Origin of the sequence: Lachnoanaerobaculum sp. OBRC5-5, from assembly GCF_000296385.1 — a bacterium.
In the GTDB taxonomy this organism is placed as follows: Bacteria; Bacillota; Clostridia; order Lachnospirales; family Lachnospiraceae; genus Lachnoanaerobaculum.
The window spans coordinates 758,914-773,330 of sequence record NZ_JH815185.1 but is presented as its reverse complement, the minus strand read 5'-3'; the positions used below and the strand labels follow the sequence as shown (position 1 = coordinate 773,330).

Genomic DNA, 14,417 nt, shown 5'->3' with positions numbered 1-14,417 from the left:
TTTGTTTAGGAGACTTCGTATACAATTTATCGTAGTTGCTACAGTTGCAGTCGTTGTAATGCTTATTTCAATAATAGGTATTTTGAATGCATCAAAATATGCAACAAGTGAAAACAGAATAAATAAAATATTGGATTTATTATCTGATAATGACGGAGTCCTCCCGGATGAAGATATTGTGGAGAAAATTCTCGGCAGAAAAACAAACTCGGATATTATAATTCAATACAGATATTTCAGCGCTCAGGTTGACAGCAGTAATAAGGTAATTACTATGAACACCGAGCATATTGCAAATTTATCCGATACCGATGTTGTCTTTTATGTAAAGAAAATTCTTTCCGGAGGCAAAACGTATGGAAGTTTTACTACTACAGAAGGACAAAAGTTTGCATATAAATTTAATATTAATGAAAAAGATAACAGCAAGCTTATAGTGGTTTTGGATACTACAAGGTATTCGGAAGACAGAGCGGATTTGATAGAGACATCGGTTTTTATTTTCTTTTCAAATCTTGTCTTCTTTATAATAATATTTGTTATATTCTCGGGTAAGGTAATGATGCCTTTTATGGAAAACTATAGAAATCAAAGGGCTTTTATTACAAATGCAAGTCACGAGCTGAAAACACCCATAGCTATTATATCGGCAAATAATGAGCTTTGTGAAATGCTATACGGTGAAAATGAATGGACGCAAAGCAGTAAAGAACAGATACAGCGTCTGACTGAACTTATCAACAGACTTGTAGTACTTGCAAGATTTGAGGAGCAGGCAAATGTGACCGCTGTAAATATAGATTTTTCAAATATTGTTGAAAAGTCTTCAAAGTCTTTTAAATCTATTGCAATAAAGGGAGGAAAAAACTTTGAATCGGATATACAAAAAGATATATTTATATCCGGAGATGAAGGTGCATTGTATGAACTTATAAATATACTTATAGATAATGCAAATAAGTACTGTGATGAAGGTGGCACTATAGGCGTTAGGTTGTCACAGCATGGTATTACATTTAAAAAGGCGAAACTTGTTATATATAATACCTATAAAGAAGGAAAAAATATAGATTATTCGAAGTTTTTTGAAAGATTTTACAGAGAAGATCAGTCACATAACAGCAGTATTTCGGGTTATGGGGTAGGACTCTCCATTGCAAGAAATATTATAAACAGGCACAAGGGTAAAATACATGTCACATATAAGAATGATATTATTTATTTTAATGTATATTTTAATATGGTAACGAATACAGAATAAAATTTACTAATCATTTAAAGAGTATATTGTTTAGACTTTTGAATTGATTTTATAAAATGTATATAATATAATACAGCTTTATGATTTATTTTCAAACAGGAGGTTTTTATGAATCCGTTTTTGTTGGTAGCTGTAAAGCTTTTAATAGGCTTTTTTGCATTGGTAATAATAATAAACATATCAGGTAAGGGTAACTTGGCACCTTCATCAGCAAGTGACCAGATTGTAAATTATGTGCTTGGTGGCATTATCGGTGGTGTTATATATAACAGCAGTGTACGTATACTTGATTTTATTGCAATATTATGTATATGGTGCATTCTGGTGCTGGGCTTAAAATGGATAAAGACACATAATGTAAAGGCTAAACAGTTAATAGACGGTAAGGCCTTAACAATAATAGATGGCGGAAAAATAATTGTTGAAAATTGTAAAAAGGCAGGCTTATCCGCTCATGATGTTTCTTTTAAATTGCGTACAAACGGAATTTATTCAACAAAGGATGTAAAGAGGGCCGTACTTGAGCAAAACGGACAATTGATTTTAATTCAGTCAGGTGAGGAAAACCCTAAGTTCCCTGTTATTACAGACGGTCAGGTACAATCTGATATACTCGAGGTAATAGGTAAGGACGAGGATTGGCTTCTTGAAGAGCTGAAAAAGCAAGGTATAGAAAAATACAGTGATGTATTTTTAGGAGAATATGTTAATAATTCTCTAATACTTACAATTGACAAATAAAAGCATTTTTTATAGGGCTCGGAATTATTATTTTACCGGTTATATTGTCAATACCGGTATTACTTTTAGGCACAATGCTTGGAGGTGAAGGTGAAATATCACCTGTACTTACTCAGGTGTTTGCAATTGTAATGTTGATGATTCCAAATTTATTCACAGTAGAAGGCGGAATCTTTATGGTTCTGCTCGGTTTGATTTTTTATATTTTCAGAACAAACAGAAAAGTACAATTTTTAGTATTGATAATTCTAAGTTTTCTTGCTTTTTATACCAATCGTACAGGAGTACAGTGGATGATGGTATTTGCAATTATTCCGATATATTTTTATAACGGAGAAAAGGGAAGAGGAGATAAAAATTTCTTTTATATATTCTATCCTGTACATATTTATATATTGTATATAGTAGCAAGCTTATTACATTAGGAAACTGCTTATAAAAGTACAGCCGGAAAACGGATGAAATGATATAAAATATTTTAATAAAAAGTAAAAAGTAAATATTTTAATAAAAAGTAAAAAGTCGCTTGACAAATGTTTTTTTATTTGGTATCCTAGGCAAGGTAAAACGACCGTAGACAGTAGGTGCTTATGGCTTAAAGTAATGCCTACCGAGGAAGTGACTAAGTACGTTGATGTATTCTCACTCTCTGTCTGCATGTCAGAGAGTTTTTTAGATTTACACTTATTGCTTTTACGGGTTTTACTGAAACTATAAAGGAGGTTAGAAATGGCAAAAATCGAATTAAAACAGCCTATAGTTAAGGAAATTGCCGAGCTTTTAGATGGCGCACAGGCAGCCGTAGTCGTTGACTACCGTGGTCTTACAGCCGATCAGGATACAAAGCTTCGTAAGGAACTTAGAGAAGCAGGTGTAACTTATAAAGTTTATAAGAACACAATGATTCGTTTAGCAGCTAAGGGAACTGCATTTGAGACACTTGACAGCTCACTTGAAGGACCTACAGCGATTGCAGTTTCAAAGGAAGATGCAACTGCACCTGCTAGAATCTTACACAATTTCTCTAAGACTGCTCCAAAGCTTGAGTTAAAGGCAGGAGTAGTAGACGGTGTAACATATGACCAGGATGGAATCAAGCTTATAGCTACAATACCATCAAGAGACGAGTTGATTGGAAAGCTCCTTGGAAGCATTCAGTCACCTATTACAAACTTCGCTCGTGTGCTTAATCAGATTGCTGAAAGCAAAGAAGCGTAAATAAAACAAATAATGGAGGATTATTAAATGGCAAAGTTAACAACTGCAGAGTTTATCGATGCAATTAAGGAATTATCAGTTCTTGAATTAAATGAGCTTGTAAAGGCTTGTGAGGAAGAGTTTGGCGTATCAGCAGCAGCAGGTGTTGTAGTTGCAGCAGCAGGTGCAGGCGCAGCAGCAGCTGAGGAGAAGACAGAGTTCGACGTAGAGCTTACAGCAGCAGGAGACCAGAAGGTTAAGGTTATCAAGGTTGTTCGTGAGGTTACAGGACTTGGACTTAAGGAAGCAAAGGATCTTGTTGACGGAGCTCCTAAGGTTCTTAAGGCAGAGGTTTCTAAGGAAGAGGCTGAGGGTATCAAGAAGCAGCTTGAAGAAGTTGGAGCACAGGTTACTCTTAAGTAATTTAATTAAACTTTTCGTAGGTGATTGTGAAAGCAGTCACCTTTTTTAATACAAATTTCTATATAAAATTTCCATCAAAATCTTTTATATGATATAATATAGCCCGATATAAGTATTACAGAAAGGAATATATTTATATGATAATGTTGAAAAATGTCAGATTGTTGGATCCCTGCACAAGGACTGACGATATAAGAGATATACTCATATCAGAGGGTAGAATTACGAAGATAGATAAGGATTTATACCTGGATGCGACCCTTATGGCAAGAGCCAACGGAGAGAGACTGAAAGTTTATGATTGTACAGGACTTTGTGCGGCACCCGGATTTGTAGATGTACATGTACATTTAAGAGAGCCGGGATTTGAATATAAGGAAGATATATCAAGCGGTGCAAGAGCTGCAGCCAAAGGAGGATTTACCACAATAGTTGCTATGGCAAATACCAAGCCTGCAATCGACAGTCCTGAACTTATTTTTGAAGTACTCAAAAAGGGAAGAAATACACCGATAAATGTGAAAACATGTGCCTGCATCACAAAGGGTATGAAGGGTGAAGAGCTTGCAGATTTAAAAGAACTTAGAGAGGCCGGTGCGGTAGGCTTTACAGATGACGGAAGACCTTTACTTGATGAAAATCTGGCACGAGAAGCTATGAAGCTTGCAAGAAATATTAAAATGCCGCTTTCATTTCATGAAGAGGATCCTAAGTTTATTAAAGAAAACGGAATCAACCACGGTTCTTCATCGGATGAGTTACATATTTACGGCTCAGACAGACAGGCTGAGATATCTATGGTTGCAAGAGATTGTAAACTTGCAAGGGAAACGGGAGCAACAATCAGCATACAGCATATCAGCGCCAAGGAAAGCGTTGAACTTGTAAGAAAAGCTAAAAGAGCCGGACTTCGAGTATTTGCCGAGGCTACTCCACATCACTTTGCGCTTACGGATAAGGATGTAATAAAATACGGTACACTTGCTAAGATGAATCCTCCGTTGAGAGAAGAAGAGGACAGACTCGCAATAATTGAAGGATTAAAGGACGGTACAATAGATATCATTGCAACTGATCATGCACCTCACAGTGTTGAAGAGAAAAATAAGAATTTTGTAGATGCACCAAGCGGTATAATCGGGCTTGAAACTAGTTTTTCTCTTGGATATATGTACCTTGTTAAACCGGGACACCTTACTTTAATGGAGCTTATGAACAGAATGAGCTATCAACCTGCAAGGCTTTACAATATGGACAGAGGAGTATTACGAGAGGATGAAATTGCAGATATTGTAGTATTTGATATAAATAAAGAATGGAAATACGATAAGAGTGAGAGTAAATCAAGTAACTCACCATGGCTTGGAGATACATTACAGGGGAAGATAGTATATACTATTTGTGAAGGAAATGTAGTTTATGAGAATGTTGATTAAAAATAAAGTTTAAGGAGTAAAGATGAAAGATAATAATTGTGCTTACTGTGTACAGGGAGATTTACTTGATAAATTCGGATATCCTGTAGGACAGATGGAGAGCGGATATTTATATATATTTAAAGAGCAGACAAAGATGGGCAGAGTAATACTGGCTTATAAAGACCATGTAAGTGAAATAGTGGATATTTCCGATGAAGAAAGAAATCTGTTCTTTGCGGATGTAAACAAAATAGCAAAAGTGGTACACAAGGTTTTTGCACCAAGCAAAGTAAATTATGGTATGTATGGAGATACAGGTTGCCACTTACATATGCATATAGTTCCAAAATATGAGGGTGGAGATGAATGGGGTTCCACATTTACTATGAATCCTGACAAAAAGTATTTGAAAGACAGCGACTATGAGGAGATGGCTAAGATCTTCAGAAGAGATTTAAACATAGAAAAATAAATATTGATACAACGAGAAACAGCAGCCTCGCGGCTGCTGTTTCCCTGTTAGAGTGATATAGGAGTGCATAATGCACATTTTGTAGTGAGAGGTCAACGCAAGAAAACTCTCAACTACGTAGAGTATAATACCATAATCGGAGCATATATGCAATAGGAAAAAAGTTAATAAATTATGAACTTTAGTAACGATAAGTACATAAATATAGATATAATGGCGAAAATTTTATGCAATTCAACTGGACTTAATATAAACTGAAAATTATATTCAGCTTTTAGTGTGAAGTGTGTCTGATAAAGGGTGTATCTGTTCAAACTATAAAATATTGTTTTTCATATAGCATTGTGTTATACTGTCACTATAACATTTATAACTTACTTAAACAGCAAACCTATATTCTTATCAATATAGGATGCGTAAAACATAAATTAGACAAATTTTTATATTATATTGGAGTGTGGGTATGGATGTAATAATAGATTTTCATAGTGAAGAAGCTATATATGTACAACTTTGTAATCAAATAATATTTGGAATTGCAACAAACAAATACCATGAAGGAGACATTTTACCTTCTGTTAGACAATTGGCTGAAGAAATAGGTATCAATATGCATACTGTGAACAAAGCTTACGCTACATTAAAAAGAGAAGGCTTTGTACAGCTTGACAGAAGAAAAGGTGCAGTCATAAAAGTGGATGCCGACAAACTGCGGGTGCTTGATAATATGAGAAAAGAGTTCGGAGTAGTTGTGGCAAGGGGAATATGCAACGGTGTTACGAGGAGAGAAGCGCATGAACTTATAGATGAACTTTATAATGAGTTTGAAGTACAAGAATTTGAGGAGATGTAATAACAAAGATGTTATGTGAAAAATGTAAAATTAGAGAAGCAAATGTCTTTTACACTGAAATAATAGACGGAGATCAAAAAAATGAACATCATTTATGTTCTAAATGTGCCGGAGAGATAGATCAATATTCAAGTTTGTTTGATAAAGACTTCAGCTTTTCAAAGCTGCTTTCAGGAATACTTGGAGATGTATTTGAAAAGGAAGAGAACAATGAATATAGACAGATTGTATGTCCGACATGTAATACGAGATATGATGATTTTATTAAAAACTCAATGTTCGGATGTAAAGACTGCTTTGAAGTTTTTAATCTTTTGATAAATGACAATATAAAGCAAATTCATGGAAATGATACTCATGTAGGTAAAGTTCCTAAGAACTATCATAAAAATGACAAGATACTTCCAAAATCAATAGTTACAGACAGTATTGATAATATCTTCAACAATGAGGATAAAAAAATCGAAAACTTGAAACATAAACTTGAAGATGCGATTAAAAAAGAGGATTTTGCACAGGCGGCTATACTTAGAGACAAAATAAAGACTATCAAAGAGGACAAAGAAGATGTGGTATGATAATGTATCTTTGAATACAGATTATAATTATATAAGTAGTAGAATAAGACTTGCAAGAAACTTTAACAATGCATTGTTTCCGAGTAAACTCTCAGATACGGAAGCAAAAAAACTTATTGATAATACCATAGGAGAATTGTCAAATATATCTACAGACTTAGGAATACATACGAATGCCGATATACTTGACAGGATTTCAGAAATAGAAAGAATGTCAATGTATGACAGAAAAGTATTGAATTTGACACTGGCAAAGAAGAAGACACCTACAGGTATTATATTAAATGATAATGAAGATATTAGCATTGTAATAAACGGTGATGATCATATAAGATTACAAACACTTTCCGTAGGGATATCTTTATATGAACTACTTGAAAAGGCAAACAGAATAGATGATTATATAAATGAGCATTTTGAATATGCTTTTAATGAAAAGTACGGTTATTTGACAACTTATCCGACAAATATCGGCACAGGAATGCGTGCTGCAATAGTACTTCATTTACCTGCATCCACACAGAGCAAAGGTTTTTCAAAACTGATTTCAAGTGTAGGAAGATTTGGAGTGGCTATAAAGGGCTTACACGGTGAAGGCAGAGAAAATCACGGTGCATTGTTTGAAATAAGCAATCCTAAAACTTTGGGAATTTCAGAAAGAGAGATTTTAGACACTGTAATTAAGGTGGCAAATCAACTGAATGCAAATGAAAGGAAACTCAGGGAATCACTAATCATTGAAAAAAGACTTGAGAAGCAGGATGAAGCATATAAATCATTCGGTGTTTTAAAATATGCAAGAAAGCTTTCTTTAAAGGACGCACTGAGCTTTTTAAGTTCACTTATGGCAGGCAGTGCTGACGGATTGATTGATCTTACTAATGAAAGTAAATTATATTCAATGATGATAGGCGTTCAGTCTTCAAATCTTTTGAAGATGGCAGGCAGACCTTTAAGTGAAGATGAAATAGATGAAATAAGAGCAAAATATATAAGGGACAATATAGGAGAATTACTATAGAAAGGGAAATTAATGGCTGAAAGATATACATCTCAAGCAAAGGAGGCGATTAAGTATGCCGAAATGGCTGCTAAAGAATTATCGCAAAATTATGTCGGCACCGAACATCTCCTTCTTGGTCTGGTACAAGAAGGAAGCGGTGTTGCAGCTAAAATACTTGAGAAAAACGGAATAACGGAAGAAAAAATATTAAATTTAATAGATCAACTTATAGTTTCAAATTATAATGTGGCTATAGAGAGCAGGCAAAATTATTCACCGCTTGCAATCGGTGTATTACAAAATGCATACAGAGAAGCCACAAGATATAAATCCGCACTTATCGGTACGGAACATATTTTGATTGCAATAATAAAGGACAGTGCATGTATTGCACATAAGCTCCTTTTGACAATGAATATAAATATTCAAAAACTTTATATGGAAATTTTATCTGCAATGGGTGAAGAGACTGAGCGAAGGGAAAACTATGAAAGGACAAGCAATAAGTCAAATTCACTTGCAACCCCTACACTTGATAAATATTCCAGAGATCTTACAGAATTTGCAAGAGTAGGAAAACTTGATCCGGTTATCGGAAGAGATAATGAGACAAACAGAGTTATGCAGATTTTATCAAGACGAACCAAGAACAATCCGGTACTTATAGGTGAGCCGGGAGTCGGTAAGACTGCTGTAGTTGAAGGACTGGCATCACGTATTATATCAAAGGAAGTGCCTGACACATTGCTTGATAAAAGACTTGTGACACTTGATCTTCCTGCTATGATTGCAGGTTCAAAATATCGTGGTGAATTTGAAGAAAGAATAAAGAAAGTAATAAATGAAGTGGTAAGTGCCGGAAATGTATTACTTTTCCTTGATGAGCTTCATACTATTATCGGTGCAGGAGGCGCCGAAGGAGCGGTGGACGCTTCAAATATTTTAAAGCCTTTACTTGCCAGAGGTGAGTTGCAACTTATAGGTGCAACCACTATAGACGAGTACAGAAAGCATATAGAAAAGGACTCAGCATTGGAGAGAAGATTCCAGCCTATAATAGTTGAAGAGCCTTCTTTGGAAGATGCAACTAAGATACTTCTGGGTCTTAAACACAAGTATGAAGAACATCATGCGGTATCCATTACAGACAGAGCAATTGAAAGTGCCGTAAAGTTGTCAAAGAGATATATCTCAGACAGATTTTTGCCGGATAAGGCAATAGATCTTGTAGATGAGGCGGCTTCAAAGACAAGAATCAGCAATTATATGGAGCCTGAAAAGATAAAGGAAATAAAAGCTGAAATTGAAAAAATGGAAAAAGAAAAAGAGGATGCCGTAAGTGCCGAAGAGTTTGAAAGAGCCGGTGAAATAAAAGAAAAGCAGGAAAAACTCAGAGAAAAGCAAAATAAACTGCGTGACAAATGGATTGAAGACAAGAGAAATAAAAAGCTTGTTGTAGACGAGGATGAAATTGCGGATGTTGTTGCACTTTGGACAAAAATTCCTGTAAAGAAGATTACAGAAAACGATTCTCAAAGACTCAATAATCTTGAGAAGGTTTTACATGAAAGGGTTGTAGGACAGGAAGAAGCGGTTAATGCAGTAGCAAGAGCTATAAGAAGAGGCAGAGTAGGTCTTAAAGATCCGAAAAGACCTATAGGTTCATTTTTGTTCTTAGGACCTACAGGTGTCGGTAAGACTGAACTTTCAAAAGCTCTTGCATACAGCATGTTCGGGTCTGAAAGTGCACTTATTCGTGTTGATATGAGTGAGTACATGGAAAAGCATTCGGTTTCAAAGATGGTAGGATCACCTCCCGGATATGTAGGATATGATGAAGGTGGACAGCTCTCAGAGAAGGTAAGAAGAAATCCATATTCGGTAATACTCTTTGATGAGATTGAAAAGGCTCATCCTGATGTGTTCAATATACTTTTACAGGTGCTTGATGACGGACATATTACAGATTCAAGCGGCAGAACTGTTGATTTTAAGAATACGGTTATTATTCTAACTTCAAATGCAGGAGCGCAGAGAATAGTAGAGCCGAAACATCTCGGATTTGCTTCAAACTCCGATGATGAAAAAGACTATTCAGCAATGAAAAGTAATGTTATGGATGAAGTGAAGCAGATGTTTAAACCTGAATTTTTAAACAGAATTGATGAAACTATAGTATTCCATCAACTTACACGTGATAACTTAAAAGAAATTTTGGACATATTGCTTAAGGAGATTAACAACAGACTTTCCGAGCAGATGCAGATGAATCTGAAACTTACAGAAAAGGCAAAGGAATTCCTTATTGATAAGGGTTATGATAAGAAATACGGTGCAAGGCCGTTAAAGCGAGCTCTGCAAAATGAGATAGAGGATAAGATGGCTGAGCAGATACTTCTTGGAAATGTAAAGCAGGGAGACTCTCTTAAGGTGGATTGCAAAGGTGAGGATAAAAACAGAGAACTTGTATTTAAACCGATTGTTAAGAAAAATAAAGTAAAAGAGCTTGTAAATCAATAAATAGAGCTGACTGATATTTGTAGAACACATTTATCAGTCGGCTTTTTTATATTTAATAAAAACATAAAAAATTCAAAAATAAAAAGATAAATACACAAAATATATGCTATGATAGAATGTACATAGAAGTATATCGTATTTATAAAAGGGTGAGTATGATGGATGATATAATAATTGAAGTAAAAGGACTTTATAAGTTCTATAAAGCGGGAGAAAATATAGTACATGCCCTTGACGGCTTGGATTTTACTATAAATAAGGGAGAGTTCGTGGCGATAGTAGGTCCTTCAGGTTCCGGAAAATCTACACTCCTTAATATGCTGGCAGGACTTGAAAAACCGACTAAGGGAGAGATAATAATCGGCAAAACTCATCTTGAAAAGCTTAAAGAAAACCAATTGGTGGCATTCAGACGAAACAATGTAGGATTTATTTTTCAATCATATAATCTGTTACCGACGATGAATGCACTCGACAATGTGGCTTTACCGCTGGTATTCAGAGGTGTTGATGTAAAGAAAAGGATTGAAACGGCTAAGAAATATCTGACTTTGGTGGGTCTTGAAAAACAGATATATCAAAACGGAAATGCTATGAGCGGAGGTCAGCAACAAAGAGTAGGAATAGCAAGAGCACTAGCTATGCAGCCGAAAATAATTTTTGCAGATGAACCGACAGGAAATCTGGATACAAAGACTACGGCTGAAGTACTTGAGCTGATGAAGCGGATTGTAAAAGAGGAAAATCAAACTCTTATTATGGTTACACATGATAATGATATAGCTAATGTTGCAGACAGACAAATCAGAATAGTAGATGGAAAGGCGGTATAGTTAAGATGAACGGTGTAAAGAAAATTTTTGGAATTGTGATGATTCTTTTGATGGTCATTATTCCGCAGGTAGAATCATTTGCAAAGTTAAGAAACATAGAAAGCAATAATGTATTTCATCAGGATAAGATACCTGTCGGAAAAACAGGTAAAATGATGAGTGTAACATTTTATGTTGAAACAGGTTCCGACTATGCGGATGCATGGGCAGGTATAGCTTATGATGATGAAGAGGATGAAAATATAGAATTTCCTTTTGAACTTACATCCGAGACTACAGACAGAAAGCATGTAGGAAAGATAAGTAAGGGTAAGAAAAAAAGTATTACTATTTCAGCAAGAGTAAGAAGAGATATTCCTGAAGGTTACTACGGTATTCCTGTTTATCTGGCAGATGACAAAGAAGGTGGAAGAGGTATACAGGAATATATAAATGTTTATATTCAAAAATCCGCCACAACCGACAGCAGTGAATCGGAAGCGGTAAAGGATGTGGAGTTTACTTTAGGTGAAGGACAGTCAACACCCAGAGGCAAATATCCTGATGTATTAAACTTCGGTCTTAATCTTGCAAATACAGGTAAGCTTACAGCCTTTGATGTTACTGCTCATATGGTGATGGATAAGGACAATACGGTTTTTCCGTTTGAAATAAATGATGCCAACTATGACAGACATTTTGATAAGATTGAGAGCGGAGGAGTTACAAGCCTTGATTACAGTTTTGCAATACAAAAAAATACCTATACAGGTTATTATCCGATAAAGCTTGAAATCACATACCGTAATTCTACAGAAGGTGAAATAAAAAAGACTGAAGAGCAATTCTTTGTGCATATACAAAATAAAGAAAAGGATGAAACAACCACTTCACCGGGAGAATTTAATCCGAATGACAGAACAAAGGCAAGAATAGTAGTAGACAGTTACAGAACGGAGCCCAAGGATGTATTTGCCGGTGAAACTTTCGATTTGATTATTGTAATGAAAAATGCTTCTGCAAGTGTAGCTGCCAGCAATATTTTATTCACATTGGAATCTGAAAAGGCGAGTGACAGTGCGGTATTCAGTATGGAGGAGGGATCAAGTTCTCATGCAGTGAATTCTCTGCCTGCAAATCAAACCACCGAGCTTAGACTTAAGATGAGTGCAAGGGCAGGTGTGGATCAAAGGTCATATTCCATTACAATAAATGAGCAGTATGATTCACCGGAGTATAAAAATGCAACTGATAAGGTCAGTATAGATATACCTGTAAGACAGGTTGCAAGGATGAATATCGGAAGCTTTGAAATCAACCCTGACAGTATAAGCGTCGGTGATGATGCAAATATTACATTTCAGATAAATAATACCGGAAAGGTAATTCTTTATAATCTTATGGCAAAGTTTAAGGCGGATTCAATAAAGGAGAATGAAGCCTATATAGGAAATGTCAAGCCTGGTGAGAGCGGAAATGTGGATGTAAATTTGACAGGTAAAGCAGTAACTGCAGATGACGGTAAGATAAACCTTACTATAAGCTATGAAGATGAAAACGGAAATATTACAGAGGAAACAAGAGATTTTATCCTGAATGTAAACGAAGAGGCGGAAACTGATTTTGATATAACAGATCAGCAAATACCCGAAGAAGAAAACAGGGAATTTAATCCTTTACCTGTTATAATCGGAGGAGGTTTATCGTCTGTTATTATAGCAAGTGCTTTGATATTGAAGAAAAGAAAATCAAAAAAGGAGCAGATGTAAATGAAATTGCTTGATTTACTTAAATTAAGTATTTCAAACCTGAAAAGAAGAAAGCTTAGAACTGTACTTACCGTACTGGGTGTACTTATAGGTACGGCTTCCGTTGTGACTATGCTCTCACTCGGTATCGGACTGGATGAATTGAATAAAGAGAGCATCGCACAGTCGGGGTCACTAAAAGCTATAGATGTTACCGTTCCATACAACAGACAAGATGATTCATCAAACAAAAAGACGGAACCCTTGCGTATAAAGGATGATACTATTGAAACTTTTTCAAAGATAGAGCATGTGGAAGGAGTATCTCCGGTGCTGTCAACTTATGTAATTATCATGCAGGGACCTTATATGCAAAACACTCAAATAAACGGAGTAAATGAAGAATATATGGCTGAAATAAAACTTGAAAGCGGTCATATTCCTACAGATAAGAAAAACCTTGAATTTGTATATGGAAATTTTGTTATTAAAGATTTTCAGAATCCTAAAAAGCCCAATGAATCATTTTATCAGACTAACAAGCTTCCAAATGTGGACTACAACAAGCCCATGTTTGTTATCTTTGACACTGAAGCCTATGATAAGGCAAATGCCGGAGGGGAGAATGCACCTAAGCCGCCAAAGAAGTATATTATAGATACTGCAGGTGTGGTAAAGGGAGGTGCTTTATTGGATGATTATGACAGTTACAATAATTTCAGTTTCGGAATATATTGTAATATAGACGCTTTAAAGGCAATGCTTAAGAAAGTCTATAAAAACAAACCTATTCCCAATCAACCTACAACAAAGAAAGGTAAGCCGTTAAAGTATCTGGTATATGATTCCGCCAAGATATATGTGGATGATATGAAAAATGTTTTGACAGTTCAAAAGCAAATCACAGATATGGGTTTTCAGGCCGAGTCTCAAATGGAGTGGATTGAACAAAGTAAAGCCTCTACAAATATGATTCAGATGGTACTTGGCGGTATCGGAGCCGTGTCATTGTTTGTTGCTTCTATAGGTATTGCAAATACTATGATGATGAGTATATATGAAAGAACCAAAGAAATCGGAATTATGAAGGTCTTAGGCTGTGATATGAATCGTATACGAGATATGTTTCTTATAGAATCGGGTGCTATCGGACTTATAGGAGGCTTTACCGGAGTTATTTTTAGTTTTATTATTTCAATTGTAATCAATGCTCTTGGAGTGGCGGTGGCTGTTTCCGGAGTAGACGGAAATATATCAAGAATACCGCCGTGGCTTGTAATATCAGCAATTATTTTTGCGGTTATTATAGGAATGCTGGCAGGTTTCTTCCCTTCTTTAAGAGCGATGAAGTTAAGTCCGCTAACTGCACTTAGAAACGATTAGGAGGTTTT

General features: G+C 35.5%; 14 protein-coding genes and 1 other annotated feature. All 14 genes read left to right on the top strand.

Annotated elements, in window-relative coordinates; genetic code table 11:
- The first annotated feature begins 1 nt into the window (after nucleotide 1).
- The 14 genes from HMPREF1135_RS03520 to HMPREF1135_RS03455 all read left to right on the top strand — a co-directional run bounded on the left by HMPREF1135_RS03520 (nucleotide 2) and on the right by HMPREF1135_RS03455 (nucleotide 14,409).
- Nucleotides 2–1,261 (top strand): sensor histidine kinase, encoded by a 1,260-nt coding sequence (locus tag HMPREF1135_RS03520; RefSeq protein WP_007592064.1) that lies wholly within the window; start codon nucleotides 2–4, stop codon nucleotides 1,259–1,261.
- A gap of 108 nt (nucleotides 1,262–1,369) precedes the next feature.
- A complete protein-coding gene (locus HMPREF1135_RS03515) occupies nucleotides 1,370–2,002 on the top strand; it encodes a DUF421 domain-containing protein (RefSeq protein WP_007592062.1) in 633 nt (210 codons plus the stop codon).
- 44 nt (nucleotides 2,003–2,046) lie between these two features.
- Nucleotides 2,047–2,427, top strand: coding sequence for a TraX family protein (locus tag HMPREF1135_RS03510; RefSeq protein WP_156804098.1), 381 nt, complete (start codon nucleotides 2,047–2,049; stop codon nucleotides 2,425–2,427).
- 128 nt (nucleotides 2,428–2,555) lie between these two features.
- Nucleotides 2,556–2,686: a sequence feature (ribosomal protein L10 leader region), on the top strand.
- 45 nt (nucleotides 2,687–2,731) lie between these two features.
- A complete protein-coding gene (gene rplJ / locus HMPREF1135_RS03505; RefSeq protein WP_007592058.1) occupies nucleotides 2,732–3,220 on the top strand; it encodes a 50S ribosomal protein L10 in 489 nt (162 codons plus the stop codon).
- A gap of 27 nt (nucleotides 3,221–3,247) precedes the next feature.
- Nucleotides 3,248–3,622 carry a 50S ribosomal protein L7/L12 gene (rplL, locus tag HMPREF1135_RS03500; RefSeq protein ID WP_007592057.1) on the top strand — a complete coding sequence of 125 codons (375 nt, stop codon included), beginning with the start codon at nucleotides 3,248–3,250 and terminating at the stop codon, nucleotides 3,620–3,622.
- Nucleotides 3,623–3,759: 137 nt separating this feature from the next.
- Entirely contained in the window at nucleotides 3,760–5,058 is a 1,299-nt protein-coding gene (locus tag HMPREF1135_RS03495) for a dihydroorotase (RefSeq protein ID WP_007592054.1), read from the top strand.
- A gap of 22 nt (nucleotides 5,059–5,080) precedes the next feature.
- Entirely contained in the window at nucleotides 5,081–5,512 is a 432-nt protein-coding gene (locus HMPREF1135_RS03490; RefSeq protein ID WP_007592052.1) for an HIT family protein, read from the top strand.
- 463 nt (nucleotides 5,513–5,975) lie between these two features.
- Nucleotides 5,976–6,365: a GntR family transcriptional regulator gene (locus HMPREF1135_RS03485; protein ID WP_007592050.1), complete on the top strand. Its 390-nt coding sequence runs from the start codon at nucleotides 5,976–5,978 to the stop codon at nucleotides 6,363–6,365.
- An 8-nt stretch (nucleotides 6,366–6,373) separates the two neighbouring features.
- The gene (locus tag HMPREF1135_RS03480; RefSeq protein WP_007592048.1) at nucleotides 6,374–6,943 is read left to right on the top strand and encodes a UvrB/UvrC motif-containing protein; all 570 of its coding nucleotides are present in this window, start codon (nucleotides 6,374–6,376) and stop codon (nucleotides 6,941–6,943) included.
- The gene (locus HMPREF1135_RS03475) at nucleotides 6,933–7,964 is read left to right on the top strand and encodes an ATP--guanido phosphotransferase (RefSeq protein ID WP_007592046.1); all 1,032 of its coding nucleotides are present in this window, start codon (nucleotides 6,933–6,935) and stop codon (nucleotides 7,962–7,964) included. Before HMPREF1135_RS03480 ends, HMPREF1135_RS03475 begins: the two co-directional genes overlap by 11 nt.
- 12 nt (nucleotides 7,965–7,976) lie before the next feature.
- A complete protein-coding gene (locus HMPREF1135_RS03470) occupies nucleotides 7,977–10,466 on the top strand; it encodes an ATP-dependent Clp protease ATP-binding subunit (RefSeq protein WP_007592044.1) in 2,490 nt (829 codons plus the stop codon).
- A 155-nt stretch (nucleotides 10,467–10,621) separates the two neighbouring features.
- Complete coding sequence (locus HMPREF1135_RS03465) at nucleotides 10,622–11,299, top strand: ABC transporter ATP-binding protein (protein WP_007592042.1); 678 nt, start codon at nucleotides 10,622–10,624, stop codon at nucleotides 11,297–11,299.
- Nucleotides 11,300–11,304: 5 nt separating this feature from the next.
- Nucleotides 11,305–13,047 (top strand): COG1361 S-layer family protein, encoded by a 1,743-nt coding sequence (locus HMPREF1135_RS03460; RefSeq protein ID WP_007592039.1) that lies wholly within the window; start codon nucleotides 11,305–11,307, stop codon nucleotides 13,045–13,047.
- Entirely contained in the window at nucleotides 13,048–14,409 is a 1,362-nt protein-coding gene (locus HMPREF1135_RS03455; protein ID WP_007592037.1) for an ABC transporter permease, read from the top strand.
- Nucleotides 14,410–14,417: the final 8 nt, after the last annotated feature.

Coding starts and splice junctions, on each gene's coding strand:
- rplJ (WP_007592058.1), top strand. CDS start 2,732: ATGGCAAAAATCGAATTAAAACAGCCTATAGTTAAGGAAATTGCCGAG.
- HMPREF1135_RS03465 (WP_007592042.1), top strand. CDS start 10,622: ATGATGGATGATATAATAATTGAAGTAAAAGGACTTTATAAGTTCTAT.
- HMPREF1135_RS03485 (WP_007592050.1), top strand. CDS start 5,976: ATGGATGTAATAATAGATTTTCATAGTGAAGAAGCTATATATGTACAA.
- HMPREF1135_RS03515 (WP_007592062.1), top strand. CDS start 1,370: ATGAATCCGTTTTTGTTGGTAGCTGTAAAGCTTTTAATAGGCTTTTTT.
- HMPREF1135_RS03490 (WP_007592052.1), top strand. CDS start 5,081: ATGAAAGATAATAATTGTGCTTACTGTGTACAGGGAGATTTACTTGAT.
- rplL (WP_007592057.1), top strand. CDS start 3,248: ATGGCAAAGTTAACAACTGCAGAGTTTATCGATGCAATTAAGGAATTA.
- HMPREF1135_RS03475 (WP_007592046.1), top strand. CDS start 6,933: ATGTGGTATGATAATGTATCTTTGAATACAGATTATAATTATATAAGT.
- HMPREF1135_RS03480 (WP_007592048.1), top strand. CDS start 6,374: ATGTTATGTGAAAAATGTAAAATTAGAGAAGCAAATGTCTTTTACACT.
- HMPREF1135_RS03495 (WP_007592054.1), top strand. CDS start 3,760: ATGATAATGTTGAAAAATGTCAGATTGTTGGATCCCTGCACAAGGACT.
- HMPREF1135_RS03470 (WP_007592044.1), top strand. CDS start 7,977: ATGGCTGAAAGATATACATCTCAAGCAAAGGAGGCGATTAAGTATGCC.
- HMPREF1135_RS03455 (WP_007592037.1), top strand. CDS start 13,048: ATGAAATTGCTTGATTTACTTAAATTAAGTATTTCAAACCTGAAAAGA.
- HMPREF1135_RS03460 (WP_007592039.1), top strand. CDS start 11,305: ATGAACGGTGTAAAGAAAATTTTTGGAATTGTGATGATTCTTTTGATG.